The sequence below is a fragment of the Campylobacter concisus genome (assembly GCF_015230015.1).
Classification (GTDB): Bacteria; Campylobacterota; Campylobacteria; order Campylobacterales; family Campylobacteraceae; genus Campylobacter_A; species Campylobacter_A concisus_AF.
The window spans coordinates 13887-30804 of the sequence record NZ_JAAKZC010000004.1; the positions used below are offsets into that span (position 1 = coordinate 13887).

General features: G+C 37.9%; 26 protein-coding genes and 1 tRNA gene. 8 read left to right on the forward strand and 19 right to left on the reverse strand.

The window, feature by feature from the left end:
- Window positions 1-3: 3 nt before the first annotated feature.
- From G6W42_RS02970 to G6W42_RS02990, 5 genes are all read left to right on the forward strand, one after another.
- A complete protein-coding gene (locus G6W42_RS02970) occupies window positions 4-972 on the forward strand; it encodes a putative transporter (RefSeq protein WP_194172898.1) in 969 nt (322 codons plus the stop codon).
- 482 nt (window positions 973-1454) lie between these two features.
- Window positions 1455-2258 carry a M48 family metallopeptidase gene (locus G6W42_RS02975; protein WP_194172899.1) on the forward strand — a complete coding sequence of 268 codons (804 nt, stop codon included), beginning with the start codon at window positions 1455-1457 and terminating at the stop codon, window positions 2256-2258.
- Window positions 2259-2269: 11 nt separating this feature from the next.
- A complete protein-coding gene (locus G6W42_RS02980) occupies window positions 2270-2743 on the forward strand; it encodes a GNAT family N-acetyltransferase (RefSeq protein ID WP_346010459.1) in 474 nt (157 codons plus the stop codon).
- Window positions 2744-2786: 43 nt separating this feature from the next.
- Window positions 2787-2874 (forward strand) — tRNA-Ser (locus G6W42_RS02985).
- Between the two features lie 208 nt (window positions 2875-3082).
- Window positions 3083-4273, forward strand: a complete 1191-nt coding sequence (locus tag G6W42_RS02990) for a tyrosine-type recombinase/integrase (protein WP_194172901.1) — start codon at window positions 3083-3085, stop codon at window positions 4271-4273.
- On the opposite strand, the gene G6W42_RS02995 is transcribed toward G6W42_RS02990, so the two are convergent.
- The 15 genes from G6W42_RS02995 to G6W42_RS03065 all read right to left on the reverse strand — a co-directional run bounded on the left by G6W42_RS02995 (window position 4247) and on the right by G6W42_RS03065 (window position 12572).
- Window positions 4247-4429: a helix-turn-helix transcriptional regulator gene (locus tag G6W42_RS02995; RefSeq protein ID WP_072595003.1), complete on the reverse strand. Its 183-nt coding sequence runs from the start codon at window positions 4427-4429 to the stop codon at window positions 4247-4249. The two genes, G6W42_RS02990 and G6W42_RS02995, sit on opposite strands and share 27 nt — an antisense overlap.
- Window positions 4426-4608, reverse strand: coding sequence for a hypothetical protein (locus G6W42_RS03000; protein ID WP_103569168.1), 183 nt, complete (start codon window positions 4606-4608; stop codon window positions 4426-4428). Before G6W42_RS03000 ends, G6W42_RS02995 begins: the two co-directional genes overlap by 4 nt.
- Window positions 4609-4619: 11 nt before the next feature.
- Complete coding sequence (locus G6W42_RS03005; RefSeq protein WP_194172902.1) at window positions 4620-5069, reverse strand: hypothetical protein; 450 nt, start codon at window positions 5067-5069, stop codon at window positions 4620-4622.
- Between the two features lie 81 nt (window positions 5070-5150).
- Entirely contained in the window at window positions 5151-5558 is a 408-nt protein-coding gene (locus G6W42_RS03010; RefSeq protein WP_194172903.1) for a hypothetical protein, read from the reverse strand.
- Window position 5559: 1 nt separating this feature from the next.
- On the reverse strand, window positions 5560-6306 hold the full coding sequence (locus G6W42_RS03015; protein ID WP_194172904.1) for an antA/AntB antirepressor family protein: 747 nt from the start codon (window positions 6304-6306) through the stop codon (window positions 5560-5562).
- Window positions 6303-6506, reverse strand: a complete 204-nt coding sequence (locus tag G6W42_RS03020) for a hypothetical protein (protein WP_194172905.1) — start codon at window positions 6504-6506, stop codon at window positions 6303-6305. Before G6W42_RS03020 ends, G6W42_RS03015 begins: the two co-directional genes overlap by 4 nt.
- A 377-nt stretch (window positions 6507-6883) precedes the next feature.
- The gene (locus G6W42_RS10460) at window positions 6884-7438 is read right to left on the reverse strand and encodes a hypothetical protein (RefSeq protein ID WP_242042684.1); all 555 of its coding nucleotides are present in this window, start codon (window positions 7436-7438) and stop codon (window positions 6884-6886) included.
- 55 nt (window positions 7439-7493) lie between these two features.
- Window positions 7494-7970, reverse strand: a complete 477-nt coding sequence (locus G6W42_RS03030; RefSeq protein WP_194172906.1) for a DUF736 family protein — start codon at window positions 7968-7970, stop codon at window positions 7494-7496.
- Window positions 7970-8845, reverse strand: a complete 876-nt coding sequence (locus tag G6W42_RS10465) for a hypothetical protein (RefSeq protein ID WP_242042685.1) — start codon at window positions 8843-8845, stop codon at window positions 7970-7972. Before G6W42_RS10465 ends, G6W42_RS03030 begins: the two co-directional genes overlap by 1 nt.
- Before the next feature lie 3 nt (window positions 8846-8848).
- Complete coding sequence (locus G6W42_RS03040; RefSeq protein WP_194172907.1) at window positions 8849-9547, reverse strand: hypothetical protein; 699 nt, start codon at window positions 9545-9547, stop codon at window positions 8849-8851.
- 177 nt (window positions 9548-9724) lie between these two features.
- Window positions 9725-10207, reverse strand: coding sequence for a helix-turn-helix domain-containing protein (locus tag G6W42_RS10360; RefSeq protein ID WP_196779931.1), 483 nt, complete (start codon window positions 10205-10207; stop codon window positions 9725-9727).
- 2 nt (window positions 10208-10209) lie between these two features.
- A complete protein-coding gene (locus G6W42_RS03050) occupies window positions 10210-10983 on the reverse strand; it encodes a hypothetical protein (protein WP_194172908.1) in 774 nt (257 codons plus the stop codon).
- A gap of 33 nt (window positions 10984-11016) precedes the next feature.
- A complete protein-coding gene (locus G6W42_RS03055) occupies window positions 11017-11823 on the reverse strand; it encodes a PD-(D/E)XK nuclease-like domain-containing protein (protein ID WP_194172909.1) in 807 nt (268 codons plus the stop codon).
- 62 nt (window positions 11824-11885) lie between these two features.
- Window positions 11886-12233 carry a hypothetical protein gene (locus tag G6W42_RS03060; RefSeq protein ID WP_194172910.1) on the reverse strand — a complete coding sequence of 116 codons (348 nt, stop codon included), beginning with the start codon at window positions 12231-12233 and terminating at the stop codon, window positions 11886-11888.
- A gap of 102 nt (window positions 12234-12335) precedes the next feature.
- The gene (locus tag G6W42_RS03065; protein ID WP_194172911.1) at window positions 12336-12572 is read right to left on the reverse strand and encodes a hypothetical protein; all 237 of its coding nucleotides are present in this window, start codon (window positions 12570-12572) and stop codon (window positions 12336-12338) included.
- Between the two features lie 494 nt (window positions 12573-13066).
- Between G6W42_RS03065 and G6W42_RS03070 the strand changes: the two genes are divergently transcribed.
- The gene (locus tag G6W42_RS03070; protein ID WP_194172912.1) at window positions 13067-13876 is read left to right on the forward strand and encodes a hypothetical protein; all 810 of its coding nucleotides are present in this window, start codon (window positions 13067-13069) and stop codon (window positions 13874-13876) included.
- Here G6W42_RS03070 and G6W42_RS03075 read toward each other — a convergent pair.
- From G6W42_RS03075 to G6W42_RS03090, 4 genes are all read right to left on the reverse strand, one after another.
- Entirely contained in the window at window positions 13873-14220 is a 348-nt protein-coding gene (locus G6W42_RS03075; RefSeq protein ID WP_194172913.1) for a thermonuclease family protein, read from the reverse strand. The two genes, G6W42_RS03070 and G6W42_RS03075, sit on opposite strands and share 4 nt — an antisense overlap.
- 98 nt (window positions 14221-14318) lie before the next feature.
- The gene (locus G6W42_RS03080; protein WP_194172914.1) at window positions 14319-15080 is read right to left on the reverse strand and encodes a DUF1828 domain-containing protein; all 762 of its coding nucleotides are present in this window, start codon (window positions 15078-15080) and stop codon (window positions 14319-14321) included.
- Window position 15081: 1 nt separating this feature from the next.
- Window positions 15082-15579 carry a DUF6978 family protein gene (locus G6W42_RS03085; protein ID WP_194172915.1) on the reverse strand — a complete coding sequence of 166 codons (498 nt, stop codon included), beginning with the start codon at window positions 15577-15579 and terminating at the stop codon, window positions 15082-15084.
- 49 nt (window positions 15580-15628) lie between these two features.
- Window positions 15629-16300, reverse strand: a complete 672-nt coding sequence (locus tag G6W42_RS03090) for an XRE family transcriptional regulator (protein ID WP_103567438.1) — start codon at window positions 16298-16300, stop codon at window positions 15629-15631.
- 109 nt (window positions 16301-16409) lie between these two features.
- On the opposite strand from G6W42_RS03090, the gene G6W42_RS03095 reads away from it, so the two are divergent.
- The gene (locus tag G6W42_RS03095) at window positions 16410-16643 is read left to right on the forward strand and encodes a hypothetical protein (protein WP_107770841.1); all 234 of its coding nucleotides are present in this window, start codon (window positions 16410-16412) and stop codon (window positions 16641-16643) included.
- Window positions 16630-16899, forward strand: a complete 270-nt coding sequence (locus G6W42_RS03100) for a hypothetical protein (RefSeq protein WP_194172916.1) — start codon at window positions 16630-16632, stop codon at window positions 16897-16899. The genes G6W42_RS03095 and G6W42_RS03100 overlap by 14 nt, the downstream gene beginning before the upstream one ends.
- The last annotated feature ends 19 nt before the right edge of the window (window positions 16900-16918 follow it).

The window sequence follows — 16918 nt, forward strand, 5'->3', positions numbered from 1 at the left end:
TTTATGTTTTCATCATTTTTCAAAGACAAAAAATGGGCGCTTTGGGCTTACGGCGGAGCGATATTTATCATCTTGCTACTTGTCTATCAAACGCATCTAAACGTCCGCATCAACGAGTGGTATAAAAATTTCTACGACATCGTGCAAAACTCAAAGGATCACAAAGTAGATGAGTTTTGGCGCGAGATATTAAATTTCATAAAGATCGCCATGCCATATGTCGTGACCTACACGGTGATATCGTTCTTTGCGAGCCACTGGGTCTTTCGCTGGAGGGAGGCGATGACCTTTAAATATCTCAAATTTTGGCGAAACTGCCAAAACGACATCGAGGGCAGCTCACAGCGTATCCAAGAGGATGTTTATCGCTTTGCTAAGATCATGGAGAGCCTTGGTGTGCAGGTTTTAAAGGCGTTTATGACGCTTATTGCCTTTATACCAGTGCTTTGGGAGCTAAGCAAGAGCGTGAGCCTACCTTTCATCAAGGACATTGAGGGCTCGCTAGTTTATATCGCACTGCTAATTAGCATCGGAGGCCTCATCGTATCGTGGTTTGTAGGCATAAAGCTACCACATCTTGAGTACAACAACCAAAAAGCAGAGGCGGCCTTTAGAAAAGAGCTAGTTTATGGCGAGGATGATAAGCTCAAATTTTGCCAGCCAAACGTCATGCTAGAGCTTTTTACAGGGGTGAAGCTAAACTACTACAAGCTATTTTTGCACTACGGCTACTTCAATCTTTGGCTCATCTCGTTTTCGCAAATTTTAGTCATCGTGCCTTACATCATCATGGGAAATGGCCTATTTAGCGGTGTCATCACGCTTGGTGTTTTGATCCAAGCTAGCAATGCCTTCTCGCAGGTCAGAGAGAGTTTTAGTGTCTTTATCGATAACTGGACGACGATAACAGAGCTAAGGTCTGTTAATAAGCGTTTGAGAGAATTTGAGAGAAATATAGACTACAAAGTGTAGGGGTTAAATTTATATATCAAAAAACTCAGACAAATTTTAAAATTTCATGAACGAGTAATTTCGGCTCTAAAATTTGAGCTAAGCTATAAGCGAAGCCAAATTTTAGTAGTCAATTCTTAGGGGTGAATGAAAGTTTTACAATTTGCAAAAATAGATTTTTAGAAATTTAAAGTTTTATTTCTTTGTTAAGGGGGAAGAGGCTTGAATTACGAAGTCGCTCCCTTCCCCCTTAACAATCCCCTAACCCCGACAACGTTCAAAGTGCATGCAATAGTGCTAACGCACAGCATGCAGTCTAAAACTTTTGTAAATTTTAAAATTTACGAGCACACATATCAAGGCGAGTGAGTAAAGATTTGAAATTTACAAAATAAGCAAATTTCTATTTTTGAAATCGCAAAATTTAAATTTCACCCCTCGTTTAACAATGCATATCCAACACAAGCTATAATACGCCAAATTTTAATCCAAAAAGGATAAAAATGAAAAAAATTTTACTTACGTTATTAACAGCCAGCATGCTTATCACCGGCTGCACGAGCGTCACAAAATCAGGCGCTGTCGGCATAGATCGAAAACAATTTATGCTAGTATCCGCTAAAGAGATGGAGCAAAGCTCGGCTCAAGCTTACGTCAAGATGCTAACAGCCGCTAGAAGCAAGGGCGAGCTAAATGTCGATCCGATCCTCACAAAGAGAGTTCAAGATATCGCAAGAAAACTGATCGCACAAACTGGCGTTTTCAGAGAGGACGCCTTAAAATGGAAGTGGCAAGTAAATGTCATAAACGAAGATACACTAAATGCTTGGTGCATGCCAGGAGGCAGGATCGTTGTTTATAGTGGTATTGTTAAGAAATTAAATCTAACAGATGCGCAATTAGCAGCGGTTATGGGTCACGAGATCGCCCACGCACTTAGAGAGCACGGCAGAGAGCAAGCAAGCACTAACCAATTAATAGGTGCAGGTATCCTTGCTATAGCTAATGTTGCTGGCTTTGGTAGTGCTGGAATAACCGCATTAGGTTTAGCTACGCAATACACCATCTCAATGCCATTTTCTCGCTCACATGAGACCGAAGCCGATCGCATCGGCACTGAGCTAATGGCAAGAGCCGGATATGATCCAAAAGAGGCGGTCGAAGTCTGGGTCAAGATGAGCAAGACGAATGTTGGCAAAATACCTGAAATTTTAAGCACTCACCCATCAAACGAGAGCAGGATCAAAGATCTAAAAGAGGTCGCGGCCAAGCTTGAGCCGGTCTATCAGGCGGCAAAAAGGGGCTAGACTTGATCGAGGTGGCAAAGCCGAGCGATCTTCCTGCGATCACGCAAATTTATAATGGCTACATCTTAGAAAGAAGTGCGACTGCTGATATGCAGCCAGTTAGCACAAAGGAGCGAGAGCCTTGGTTTAACGCCCACGGCGGCTCGCGTCCTATCTTTATCTACAAAGAAAATGGCGAAATTTTAGGCTACTGCTCGCTTAGCGACTTTAACCCTAAAATCGCTTACGATATAAGCGTAGAGATAAGCATATATGTCGCTAAAAAGGCTCTTAAAAAGGGCATAGGCAAGCAGCTTTTAGCCCACAGTATAAACAAAGCTAGAGAGCTAAATTTAAAAAATATCATCGCGCTAATCTTTAGCAAAAACGAAGCAAGCCTTGGGCTCTTTTTGAAATTAGGCTTTGAAAAATGGGGCGAACTGCCGAGCGTTTGCCTGATGGATAATGAGTACAAGGATGTCGTTATCTTGGGGCTAAAGCTCTAAAAGCCAAGCATTAAACAAATAAAGATATAATCACCTTCTTCTTGGGTAGATGTCCGAGCGGTTTAAGGAGCACGCCTGGAACGCGTGTGTGGGGCAACTCACCGAGAGTTCAAATCTCTCTCTACCCGCCACCATATTAAGAAACACACAGAATTAATAAGCAAGTTACAGCAATAAAATTTCGATTTTAACAATAGTTTAAAGCATTATCTCATAAACTTACGGCAATAAAAAGAAATAAAAAGCAAGTAACAGCAAAGACTTTTTAGCTGATTTTTGGCTGATTGCCTTTAAAAAAGTAGCTAAAAAAATAAAAATAGTCAGCCAAAGGGGTATAAAATGCCTAAACTATCACGCCAACTCACGATCACGCAGTTTAAAAATCTCAAAACAAAAGAGAAGCCATATTTTGTCAGCGACGGCGATAATTTGCTAATTAAAATAATGCCAAACGGCACAAAATTTTTCATATATGAGTTTCGAGAAAATGGCAAGCGCCACCGCCTAACACTGGGCAAATATGATGAAATAAGCCTAAGTGAAGCAAGAGATAAAAGAAGTGAGTTAAGATTAAAACTCAATCAAGGCGAGAGCCTAATACAAACAGAAGAAAAAACAAAATTTAAAGCAGTTTTTGAAGCGTGGTATAAAACAAAAAGTAAGTTGAGTGAGAAGCAGCAGTTTTGGATGAAAAGGCGGTTTGAGACGTTATTATTGCCAAAACTTGGAGAAATGAACATAAAAGAGATAAGTAGAAAAGATATAATATTCGCCATTAGCCCACTACTAGAGGATGAAAAACTAGAAACAGCCGATAGAGTGCTAAGCATATTAAACGGCTTTTTCAAATATGCTCTATTGCACGAGTATGTAGATCACAACATAATAGCGGATATTGACAAAAAAACTCTACTAGGGCGTAGAGAAGTGAAACATTTTGCATATTTAAAAAATGATGATGAGATAAGAGCCGTATTAATGGCGATAAGAGATTATTTTGGAGATATAAGAGTAAAAACGTGCGCGATATTTCAACTATATACCGCAGTAAGAGGGCAAAACGCTAGAAATGCTAAGTGGTCGCAGATAGATTTTGAAAATTGCCTTTGGCATATCCCAGCAGACGAGATGAAAATGGCAAAGCCCCACGAAGTGTTTTTGTCAAAAAGTGTAATCAACCTATTAAAAACATATCGTGAGCGCTTGCCTTTAAAAAGTGAGTTAATTTTTCCGTCCATAAAATCAAACGTCGCCCCGCTAAGCGATAATACTATCCGCATAATGCTTAGAAATTTAGGCTTTAACAAAGATATGATAACGCCACACGGCTTTAGGGCTACATTTAGCACAGTCGCCAACGAGAACATAGATAAGCACGGCTGCAATAGTGATGTTATCGAGCTTTGCCTCGCTCACGTTGAGAGCAACAAGGTTAAGGACGCATACAACCACGCCAAAAACCTAAAAACAAGGGCGAAGCTCATGCAATGGTGGAGTGATTATTTAGATAGCTTGGGTGGCTTTGCCTGATTTGTAGGCACGTATAGATTTTAGAGAGTAATAAATTACCCTGGAGTTTATTTTGTTGGCGATTATTGCGCCTTGTTTTACTTTGTCATAAAGCGATCGTGCAGATATGCCTAGCTCTTTTAAGGCTTCATCGCGTGTAATAAATGTGTCGCTCATTTCCTCTCCTTGATGTAATCTTTTAAATCTCGCAATGCGTGCCGTAAATAGCGGACGTCGCATTTAAATAAAAGAGCTTGTATTCGCTCGACTAAATTTATTTTTTCATTGTGTGCCTCGCAAAACGCCTCTAGGTTTGCAAGGGCTGCTAGGTGTTTTTCTCTTTCTGGGCTACTCATTACTAGTCCTTTCAAATATTCTCAATATAAAAATAAGCCAGCGTTTGGCTATCCTCTGCCTCTTTGCGGTATTTTGTATCACAACTTTTGTTTGAGATATACGCTATTTTTTCTTTGTTCGCCGCGTAAAAATCGGCTAGTATCGGCGCTAATCTTTGCCCTTTTCGCTCGTGTGGTGCTAGCCTCAAATAAAGCAGATCACAAGCTAATTGTGGGGCTGTTGTGCTAAAGTTTTGCTTGGCGATACACGCTTTATTATCAAGGGCGCTAATTTGGGTATCAATCCTCTTTCTAAATTCGCGGTAATACTCAACGATCGGCGTCATTGCCTCTATTAGCTCATCGATAAAATTGCTCGCTTTTTTGTTTATGAATAATCCTAACTTCTCGGTGCTATCCATCTGCAAAAAGCTATACGCCATTACAAAAATGGCGGCGTCTTTTAGTTCTGCTGTTGTCATATTTTGCCTCGTAGTAAGCGGGAATTAATCCCGCGATTTGTATAATTTGGAGTTGCTTTTTTGTAGCCTTTTTGTAGGAGATTAGGCTACAATGTCTTTTATTTTCTCGTAATCCTCAATCTTGCGTTGCATTTTACTAAGAGTGCTTTGTAGCACCATTAGTTCCTCTCTTAGAGTTCCGCCCTTGCCAAAGATAGTCGCCACGCTTTCAGGCGTCCAGTCGTTCAGCTCTTTGTTTAGTGCTACGGTGGCGTCCCAAAAATTGCCGTAAGCGTCTTGTATTTCATCGAGCATATACTCCCGCGTAAGTTCGACGCCGAGTTCGTATTCTTTGTTACTCATATCTTTATATCCGTTTTGCACCAAAACGTCAACTTTCATATTATTGTAATCAGCGTCCGCCTGATCTTTAGCTTCCTCTAGAGTATCTGCGAAAAAGGCTTTTGATACAACTAGCTCATCCGTTACCACTACGTTAAATTTTCTCATTTTATGCTCCTTTTTTAAAATCCAAATTTGTAATATCTATGCCGTAAGCCTTAAGCCATACATCCTTATGATACGATTTTACCGTGCCGTAGTTTTTATCGGGCACGTCTATACGCTCTATTTTCAGCTCTGCGCTCGTTGCCGTAAGTTTTCGCCAGTCATAAGAGCCGCCCAGCGCAAACTCTACTTTTTTAACGGTCGCCCAGTCCTCGTTTTGGTCTAACTGAATTTGTAGCTTTTGGGCTTCTCGTTTCGCCGCGCTTGCCGTAGCCATAGCCGTAGCTTCTCTTTTTGAGCCTATCCACGCTTTAGTAGCCAGCGCCTGATCTCTTTGTTTTAACGCGAGTTCTTTTTGTTCTACTTCATTTGCATACGCTCTTAGCGCTGTCGGCAAATCCTGCGGGATAAAAATTTGTTTATGTGCTTTTTCAAACTCTATGAAGTAGCGTCTGACCTTTTTGCCGACTTCGTTTCGCTCCAGCATCGCGATCTCTTTTGCTATGTCGGTCGAGAGGATGTATTCATTTTTGATACTCGCCTTTTTGCCGTGTTCGGTCATCGTTTCACATTTTTGGGGAACGATGATGTAGTCGGCGTTTTCGACGGCATCCGTCTCCTCTAGCCTCCTTTTTATCCACGTCGAAAAGTCTGTTTTGCTTTCCAAAACCGCGTGTAGTTCTCGCGCATTGACCGAATTTATTTCGGCGCCGTTAAAATCCGCTTTGTTGATAGGGATTAGCTCTGTCATTTCGTTTCTCCTTTTAGTTGAAGTATGTTTAAAATTTTGGCTCTCATAGCATTATGATTATTGGCTAACATCTCTAAAGCGCAGAATAAATCATAAGCGCAGTCAAGCACCTTGTAGCTCACTTCCTCGTCGCTGTCGCTTGGCTCTATCTTGTATAGCTCTAAATACTCGGCAAATTTCTGTTTAGTAGGGGCTTTCATTTTTGCCCCCTTGTAAGTTGTAAGACAATATAAGCAAGTAAAAGTACTTGCAAGACTTCTAATACTTCACTCATTTTAAGCTCCTTTAGCTAAAATATGAGTAGCGCAATGCGTAGGTGGGGCTTTCGCCCCTTGTCTAAATCCATATTTTAAGGATTTTGCAGATTAGATAAATCAGTATCGCGAGTTTGATTAAAAAATCTAACCTTTGCATTGTGCTACTCCTTTCTATCAAACAAGTATCATTTTGTTGCTTGATGGAATAATTATAGCATTATTTTAGGACTAAGTCAATATTTTTTAGTATTAAAATGAGATTTTTTATAAAAAATTGAGTAGTATTTTGAGACTTTTTAACCAACGCAAAAATGCGTCGGTTAATCTAAAAGTGTTTTTAAAGCGGTTTTTAGCGTCTCGGTATTCGATAATTGCTTTTTTAGGTTTTTAATTTCAAGTAGCATTTCGCACGATTTAACAGCCTGCGTATTTATCTCGTCGCTCGTTGCTAGTCGCTTAATGCTTCCCTCGCTTAATCCTATCGCCTCACCTAGCTGTTTATATGTTAGCCCCAGCTCATAACATACGCGTTTTATGATGTTAGTTTTTAGTAAATACATTTCTTGCATTTTCCTCTCAAATGTGTCAAGGTCAACAAACCAATCCTCAATACTTAGCAAGCTTGAATAAAATTTCATCTTTTCTTTTTCTTCTGGAGCCTTAATATTTAGAATAGCCATTACAATAGTATCACGCATGTTTTTCATTAGTATTTCTATACTTGAATAATCGTATTTATAATTTAGTTTTTGTTCTATGTGTGCTATTATTAGTTTAAAAATATCCTCTGGATTATCGGCATAATCTTTATTATAAAGATTATCAACCATTCCTTGTATTACTTTATTTTTAACTTCGTCTGCACTGATTTGCATTTTTTTATCCTTTTTTAAATTTATGCGATTATACGAAAACGCGCATTAAAAACCTTTAAAACGGTATGGTTTCGTCGTTGTCGTATTTGTCGGCATCAATATCTACTTCATCATCTATGGTGGTGTTAGCTTGTGGCGTGTGCGAGCTATTATTTCTTTTTGGTGCGCTCCACGTAGCTTCAAACATTAACCCATTAGGTTCTTTTGGAGTAAATAACGCTAGATAAATGCGACCGCCTGACACCAATGGCGTTTCAATATGCCCTTTAAAATAATTTGTTTTTCCGTCATTGCTAACCGCATTCCAAATTCCACCTATAATCTGCCTTGCTCCCTCGTAATTTTTAGGCTTAAAGAGCACAATTTTATATATTGGGGCGTTTTGATTTTTAGCTAGCTCCTCATCAGGAGTTGGGATCAGCCCACACTCAATAGGGCGTAAAAAGGGTATGTTTATCATACCCCCTATAAATTTTACTTCTTTGCCGTCTTGAGCTTTGAAAGTTTGATTTTTAAAATAGCCTACATTCATTAGTTATCCTTTAAATTTTCTATTAAATTGTCTATGCTACTTGGATCATTTAGATACGCAGTCGCCTCATCAATGCTTAATCTCTCGACTAATTTTTCAGCCTCTGTTTCACTCGCACCTCTTTTCACCAGTTCGCTTTGTAGTAGATCGTGGGGGAGTGGGGCGATTTCAACTTCAAGGGGCGCGGCTTCGATAAATTCGGCGTCGCCAACTGTCAATTTTTGGTTTACAGTTGAGCTGTTCGGTTTTTCCGAACTACTCAAAAGCTCGTTTAACCCAGCTTTTGGCGGTGTTTTTGATTGCTCATTAGGCTCAAACATAACAATATCTTCCGCTTCATCAGATGTTTTTAGTCCATATTTTACTTCTGGAAAAAATTCATTTATAAAAAAACTTTGTGCTCTATATTTCATCATTAGCTCTGGCATTGTCTGCCATTTTGAGCCATTTTTACTTAGCCAACCCTCTCGCCTTGCCATTTCCATTGTTATGGTTGTGCCTTTTAATAATTGTCCAGTTTGGGCGTCTATGGCTTCACAATGTGCGCTAGTGCCATCAGGGCTTACAATAGTTTGCAATCGCCCCTTTAAAAGTCCGCTTGAGTTTAGCCTGGCAACTAGGAATTTCGTTTCAAAACTAGGTTTGCCGTGAATGATATAAATACTTTGTGCTACCTCTAAAGCGCCTATATTCATACGCTGAGCTAAATCAAGCACAATAATCGCCGTTCCGATATTTGCTGTTTCGTTACCTTTGCGTAAATGAGCTGGGAAAAAATCAGTAGCCACAAAAGCTTTGGCTTTCCTTTGTTCAAGCTCAAATTTCTTTACCTCAAGCTCCGTTTTCCTATCTTGATATTCTTGTAGTTGGTTCATTTTTTATCCTTTCTTTATGAAATAATCGTCTCCGTCAGCATACGCCATAACTGCTCCTATGGCTGTATAGCTCTTTTCTAACTCTTTTTGTATCTTTGCTAAATTTAAAATGATCGTTTCGTCTTTGCTTTGTGAAAGCTTTTTGTATCTCTCTTTGTAGTAGTCACGCTCTGCCTTTATCTGTGCGTATATTGGATCGCTTGGGCGTGGGTTACTCGCCTTTTCTAGCTCGTGTCTTAAAACAACTATTTTGTCATTATGCTGTTTTAGTTGGCTTTTGTAGCCGTTTATCTCTCTTTTGTGACGTTTTGCGTTGTCGATCAAGACGGCGTTAAGGTCGGCTACTTTGCTAACAAGGGATAAATTCTTTTGCCTAGTCTCTTTTGCAAGTGTTAGCTCGCTAAGTATTGTTTTTTCTAGCTCTTGCTCCGCCCAAAGCCTGAAGTATTTAGCCTCTTTGCTTCTGATAAACATACCAAGCTTTATGATGCCACGCAAAGTCCATTTAATGAGTGGGCGATTGCGATCGTTTTTAACTACGACAAAATGAATATCCTCGACGATTTCGTCGGCGTGTAGTCGCTTGTGTTCTTTGATGTTATTCACGGTTGTGCCGTAGCGCTCCGCCACATATTCTGTAGTAAAGGTTTGGAAATTTAGAATTTCAACTTGTGTTGGTTCTGTTTGAAATAAACTTTGCATATTTTCGCCCCTTGTGTGGATATTATTTAAATATTTGACGAAAGTATAGCAATATTATTTAGATTTGTCAAGTAGTTTTGTAGATATTATTCACAAAATAGTTTTAAAAGTGTGGATAATTTTAATAGCTGGAAATCCCAGCCATTAAGTTTTTTTAATAGCCAGAAATTCTGTCTATTAATCAATCATCGTTTTTATCGCGGTTCTTAACGCTTTGTAGTTCTCAAGCTCCTTTTTTAAATTTTCATTTTCAAGCACCAAATTTATGGCGGCTTCGGTTTGCGTGCTGATTTGCCCCTTTGCGCTTAATGTTCGCAAGCTATCCGCGCTCATTCCTATCCTCTCCGCTAACTCTCTTTGAGTTATGCCTAGCTCTTTACATACACGCTTAACGATGTTTTGCTTCTCAAAATGCCACTCTACCACATAAAGCTCATCCCCGTTTTCGGTTTTAAGCACTATATGCCTACCGCCGCTCTTAGACGGACTAATAGGTGACCCGTATAGTGCCGAAACCTTTTGCGTTAGCTCTTCCTTTATTTTTGTATAATTCGAGTATTTTGGCTCTGTATCTATTTTTATTTTATCGACATATTTGCCAGACACAATCACTACATGGTCTATTTCATTGTCATAATATATTTCTTTTTCATCTGCCATTATTAATCCTTTATGATCTCAAATTTATCTACATAATTAAACGCTCGATAAAGGCTTATTTTGCCTTTTTCGTCTTTGTGTATTTCAATATCACATACAAAGCGGTAGCTATAAGGGTTTTCTAAAATCTCTGCCTTTAATGTTTCATCATCTATTAATATCGGTATAGCTTTATCGCTTAGCTCGTAGCAGTAGGCTTTAAATTTAACCTTTTTATCTGTGTTGGTAGTTTGATAAAGCGTGATAGACATCTTTTCAAAGACTTTTTTAACCGCTTCTTTATTTTCAAAATCTTTTATTTGTCTAGCTGTTGCGATGCCTTGTTTGTAGGCTTCTTTGTTGTCTTGATTGATAAAAACGCAATGGTTAAAAACTGGGCTTGTAATCTCTACACTTACTCTGTCTTTGTCGGCAAGTTTTACTACATTTTCTAAATTTTGAAGAGAAGTGGGCGTTAAAAGTGGGTCTTGTATAATGTCGTCCACGCTTTTTTTGCCCATATTTTTTATATTGCTGAAAAACTCGAAGTAGGCGTTAATAGTAGGCAAAAACTCCCCGATAGCCAGCACACCAGAAGCTGCAAAAATTACCATATTAAAAATATCACTACCTTTTTCTACGCTTTGCAATGTTGCTCTTGCACCACTTACACCAGTTTGTGTGGCTACAAACTCATCAATAGAATTATTAAAAGATAATAGAGCAGTGGCTAAGGTCGTAATATCTAACGGATTGTCTTTTTCGATACGAAATTTAATCTGTATATTTTCGCTCATTTTTTTCCTTTAAAAAACTAGATTATACAAAAATCACGCTATATTTTCGTAAAATTTCCACGCTGGCAAGCTTAAAGTTTGCACCGCCTCTATCTTGTCGCCATCTTTTTTCGCATAACCCCACCACTCGTCATGTTCTTTGCAATATTTGTAAAGCTCTAGTAATTCAAGATATGCTTTGCGACCTTGTTCTATTGCTGCGGCATCAAGCTCATAAAACCCTACAAAATAAGGGGCTTTTGTTTCAACGGCGATAAACAAGAAATAATTTACCTCTTTGCCTAAACTCCTTAAAATATCGCTGTAAAACGCTGCTTGCACGTGGTAATTAAAACTAGCTACCGATCTAGCAAAGCCGCTAGCCGAAGCGTCAGAAGTTGTTTTTAGATCAATTACTGCACCCATTTTCTCATTATAAAAATCAGGGCGACATTTGACCGCTACGCCATTTATCTCGCTAAAATAGCTTTGCTCGGCTAGTCCGTCTCTTAAAGATTTAGCTGTTTCACACATAGAATTAACCGAGTTTGCTATCTTTAAAGCTGTTTTAATAGTAGGCCACTTTATTGGAGTTTTTTCGCCTAAATTTTTTAAAAAGTCTTCATGTATAGCTTTGCCTTCTTTGGTGCGTTTATCGGCTCCAGGAACTATCTTAAACTCGTTTAAAAAATCTTTTCTTTCTAGCACTAGCTTATGCACTGCAGAGCCTAAAATTAGAGCATCACTAGGCTCACTTTTAAGCTCGTTTTTCATTTTTAAGTGTAAGGGGCTACGTGCAAGTAGGTCAAGGTCACTCTTTGATATTTCAGGGCGTGCGTGGTATTGTTTATTTGTTAGCATTGTTAAGTCCTTTTATAATTTTTAAAAACTCGCCGACAGTCATACCTGGCTCATAATAAAATTCAACAAGCCTCATCAGAATATAAGAGCGCATCTCTTTCAGCCTCCTCTCGTAGTTTTTTAAGCGTTTGTTTGTAGGTAGTTGTATAGCTTAAGACTACCTCATTACTCATTTCAGCTTCAACGCATAGCACATAGACGAGCGCTGCGTAGGCGAAAAAGTCTTTTTTGCAATGTTCAATAAGCAGATCAACTATTTCGCCGCTGTTTTCGCCAAGTGCATTTTTAAATGTGTAGCGGTGGAGGTTATATACAGCTTTAATGTCAGTTATTAGCTCGTCGTATTCTTGCTCAAAATTTATATTTTCTACGTCGTTTTTAGCACGCATTAGGTCGTAGTTTAAACTCATTTTTAACCCCTTTTGATATTTAGATAGGCAATATTCTTTATCTCGCCACCATTGCTAAAAAGCACCCTAAAAAACTTAATTATCTTTCTCATCTCTAGCTCCTTAAACTATCTCATAAACATACTCGGCTTTAAAGCTGGATAGTTGTTTTTTACTTAGTTTTACTGGGTTTAGTTTTTTATCTTTTACCGCTAGCAGCATAAGCGCATCTTTGTGGATATAGAGCACTAGCCCCAATGTGTCGAAATAAACCTCGTAGGTGTAAAAATTTGGTTCTCTTGTAGAGTATCTAGTGTGTCCGTCAAACGTTACTTTTAAATATTTTTGTCTGTTTCTCATCTCTAGCTCCTTTTTCTAATAGAAACCTTGCTCGCCACCGCCGATTTAACAAAATAAGGTATTAAGCCCACGCCAAGGGGTCAAGTAAAGCTAGCCGAAAGATTGATTAATGCAATAAAAAGCAAAAAGCCAAATCAAAAAGAGCGGAGCAGACAAACCGCCCTTGAAATAAGCAAGCAAGGCTTTTATTAGAAAAAGTAGTGTTTTTCGTTTTATTAATAACCCTGTGAAAAACTATCCTAAATCAGGGCTGGTGCTGAGTGATAGATTTTCGCCCTATCACTGACGCTTCAGATTGAAACGTGATTTACCTGCAAACTCGCAGGAGGCTCACTCTGTCAGCTTACGCTTGAAGCCTATCTACTTTTTGTTTCGATGAGAGAATATTACCAAAGGTTATATTAAATATAACTTAATGTTATTTAAAATATTACTTAAAGTTATATACTTTTTAAATTAATTGTTATATAATTGTTAAAATATAAGGAGTTACAATGCGAGTATTTAGAGTTTTGTTGGTTTTATGTCTTGGTGTTGTTTTTTCTTATGCTAAAGTTTGTGAGGATTATTACTATAAGCTCCTAGAATATGAGACCAGACAAATATCAATGTTTAAAACAGCCCATAAAAATGCTACAGATGATGAACTTTGGAATATTGCAGCCAAGGAATGCGAGGGAAATAAACCGACAACAATCCCCTCATGCATATATCTCTATAAAAATATTCTGAAACAAAATTTTGAGAATAAAAATGTATCTAAAATTAACATCTTAAATGTGTTAGACACTATTGCTGTTTTTTATATGGCAGAGGCTAAGAACCAAATAAAAGATACTGAAAAAAATTTTATAAACTATAAAATTATTATAATCGCACAAGATGAGGAAAAAGTAGCGAAAGCATTGTATGATGGTGGATATTTTACAAAAGAGCAATATAAGACACTAAGTGATCTCAGCGAGGCCTTACTAACAGTTTATACAATTGGTGCTTGCCCTAACAAATACGACGCAAGCAAGCCGCAGCCTTTTGTCCCAGATGATAAAATAAATGACGCTTGTTTATGTCTTTTAAAACAACCCTTACTAATAAAAGATGAGGATTATTTAACGGCCACAAAAATCAGTGAGCTTTTGTGCAAACAATATAAAGATGGTGGCTCTTGCCTCTTGGTGGGGACAGCATACAAAGAAGGAATTGGAGTTAGGTTTAACATTTTAAAAGCAAAAGAATATTTTGGGCTTGCTTGCGATTATGGTAACCAAGACGGATGTTCTAAATACAAGGCTTTATCTTATTAGCGTTTTCTCCACTTCCACGGCGGAGTAGGATTGCTACTCTGCCAAAGCCCTCGCTTTTTCTCACGAGCTGTTTTCTCTTGATCTACATATATTCTTGAGTATTTGACGTAAGCCCAAGCATAGCCGTTTAGTACCATTTGAGCGTTTATATCTTGTCCTTTGAAATGGATAATGCCTAGCGTGCGTTTGTATCTATCTTTGCCGTTTTCCTCAACTTCTACGACTTCGCCGGCTATCAAATTTGCCAAAAACTGCTTTGACTTTTTGCCGTAGGGCTGCTTAAGCTCGGGTGCGTCGATGCCGAAAAGCCTAACCTTGATTTGCTGTTTGTCTTGAAGTATCATGATCGTGTCGCCGTCAGATATTTTTATGACTTTTGCAGGGAAAGCAAAAAGAGATAGCGGCAAAAGAAAAAAGCAGATGATAGGAAACAAATCGGATATTACGCAGCTAAATAGTTAGTATAATTTTTTATGCTACTCCACTTAAAGAGCTTGATATTTAACTCTTGTGTGGCTAATCTTATCTCTTGATCATCTGAGGCATCATCATTAAGAATAATGATCTTATCGCTGGAGCTTCTATCTGCGGCTAAGTCGGTAAAAGTAAAAAGGGTAGCTTTTAAATTTTCTTTTTTTGGGTTGTTTAACAACTTGATAAGCCTCTCTTTCTCTTGTTTTGAACGGCTTATTAAAAACTCGAATTTATGTGATAAATGAGACTTTCCCTCTACTGATATATTTGTAGTGTAGCGAGCATCAATATTGTTAAAAAAATTCTCCACTTCATCATAAAAAAAGCCGTTATTGCCCTTACTTGGGACAAACATATCATTTACGCTTATTAAGGCTTGTATGACATTGTGTTGTTTTCTTGCAAAATCTAATGCCGTAGCAGATACAAAAAGTTCGTTATCTTTATTTTTAAAAATGCCAAAACCATTTAATGCTATTTCAAGCTGTCTAACCCTTTTTTGAGAGTTAAACTCAAAGCCTGATAAATTTAAATCTTGAATAGTCTCGCCACCATCGCTAATCTTAATAGAGCGGTCATCTAAAAAATCAATATAGACTGAAATATTGTCATTATGTCTATTTAAAAATGGTGTTATAACCTCATAGCTATCTTTGCTGATAGTATTAACCTCAAAACCACCATTTAAATACTCATAATAAGACCCTAAAAGTCTATTAATATCAAGCATTTTAAAATAACGCCCTTTCTATTTTTATCTTTATATTGCCATAAGCGCAAAACTGCTCTATCTGAGCCAAAAAGTTATCATCACATTCGCTAAGTTTAAACTCACTTATAGGAAACGCCCATTTATCATTATAGCCATCAATATAGACATGTAAATGTGCGCCGAGTTTTAATCTTGCATCGGAATATTTTTGCATAAGTAATCTTAAAGTTTCATCATCTGGAGCAGTATTTTCATTAAATGGTGGATTTGTATGAACGCTGTAAAAGTCATTTCTTAAAAGATGGATGTTTTTATTAGCTCTTAGCTGTAAAGTCTTTCTTTTGGACTGCTTTTTTGATGTGCTAATATCGAACAATAAAGAAATATCTTTTAGCCTCTCATCCTCTACCTCAAGCTCGATCGTTTTAACATAAAAATTTATTTTATCTAAAACAAAATTTATCTCTTTAGCTCTTTTTAAAACCGCTATCAACTCATTAGCTTCTTGGTCTGTCATAGTTTATCCCCCCTACTTTATCCCATAATCCTCAAACGTTAGCCCTTTATTATATTCTCTTAGAGTTTATGGCGTAACAACCAACAACACGCCCTAAAATTTCGACGTTTAACTCTTCCTCGATAATTATTGGCTCGTAATCCTTGTTATCACTTATTAACGCCAATGTAGGACGTTTTTTTATTCTTTTTATAAATATTTCGTTTTCATATTTGCAAACATAAATAGCGCCCTCTATTTGGTTTATATCATCGCAAAAAACAACCAAGTCGCTTTCTTTAATAGTCGGCTCCATTGAGTTACCAAAGCAAGGGACAATACCTAATTTTGCGTGAGGGCTTACATTAAACATAATCTTTAAATCATTTGGGTTAAACGGCAATAGTTCAGGCTCGCCAAAATCGTCGTTTTCAGCACCACGACCTGCAGAAACCACCCCATCTTTATAAAAAGGGATATACACAGTTTTGGCACTGCTAGAAGAGATATTATCTGTATATTTATGGGCTTCTGTTGGTTTCTCTATGGTGTCGTCTAACCAATAAGCGATCGGATAGCCTGAAAATTTAGCCAGTGGCAATAAATGTTTTTTTGTCCTCTTTTCTCCAGCTAACCACTGGCTAACTAAAGGCTGTGAAATGCCTAAAATATCGGCGAATTGTATAGTATTTATACCTTTTTCTTTTAGTAAATCTGACAATTTATCTTTAAATTCTTTCATTTTTTACCCCTTTGCAAGATATAACTTTGCGTAATATTTTATAACTAAAATCATTAAAAATCAAATAACCTTAAGTTATATTTTATATAACAGATAGTAATATAAGGTTATGAAACAGACAGAATATAGAAAAAAGATTAGAAAATGGCTTGGTAAATTTTACAAGTCGGCTGGGACTTGCAATACATACGCGTGTGGATCAAACAACAAAAAACCTAATGGGGATGTGAGATACGCAGCTTTGCAAGAGTTGGGACATCCCTTTTACGCTTGGGGCGACAAGCTAAATGCATACATTTTAGAGGCAGAAAAGCAGGAGAAAAATAAAAATGGTAGCGAATAACAGCCTAGAGGCATATAACAAATTAAAACCAGAGCTAAGCGGCAAACGTAGAGCCGTATATGAAATGTTTTGCCAGCACAAAGAGGGTGCGACAAGACAAGAGATAGCGCGTTGGCATAACGTGGCGATAAATAGTGTTTGTGGACGTGTAAATGAGTTAATTGAGCGGGGCTACCTAGTAGAGGTTGGATCAAAAAAAGACGTGATAAGTGGATGTAGCACGTCAATACTAAAGCCCACTGAAAGGATAGCGTAATGAGCCAAATGTATATAGG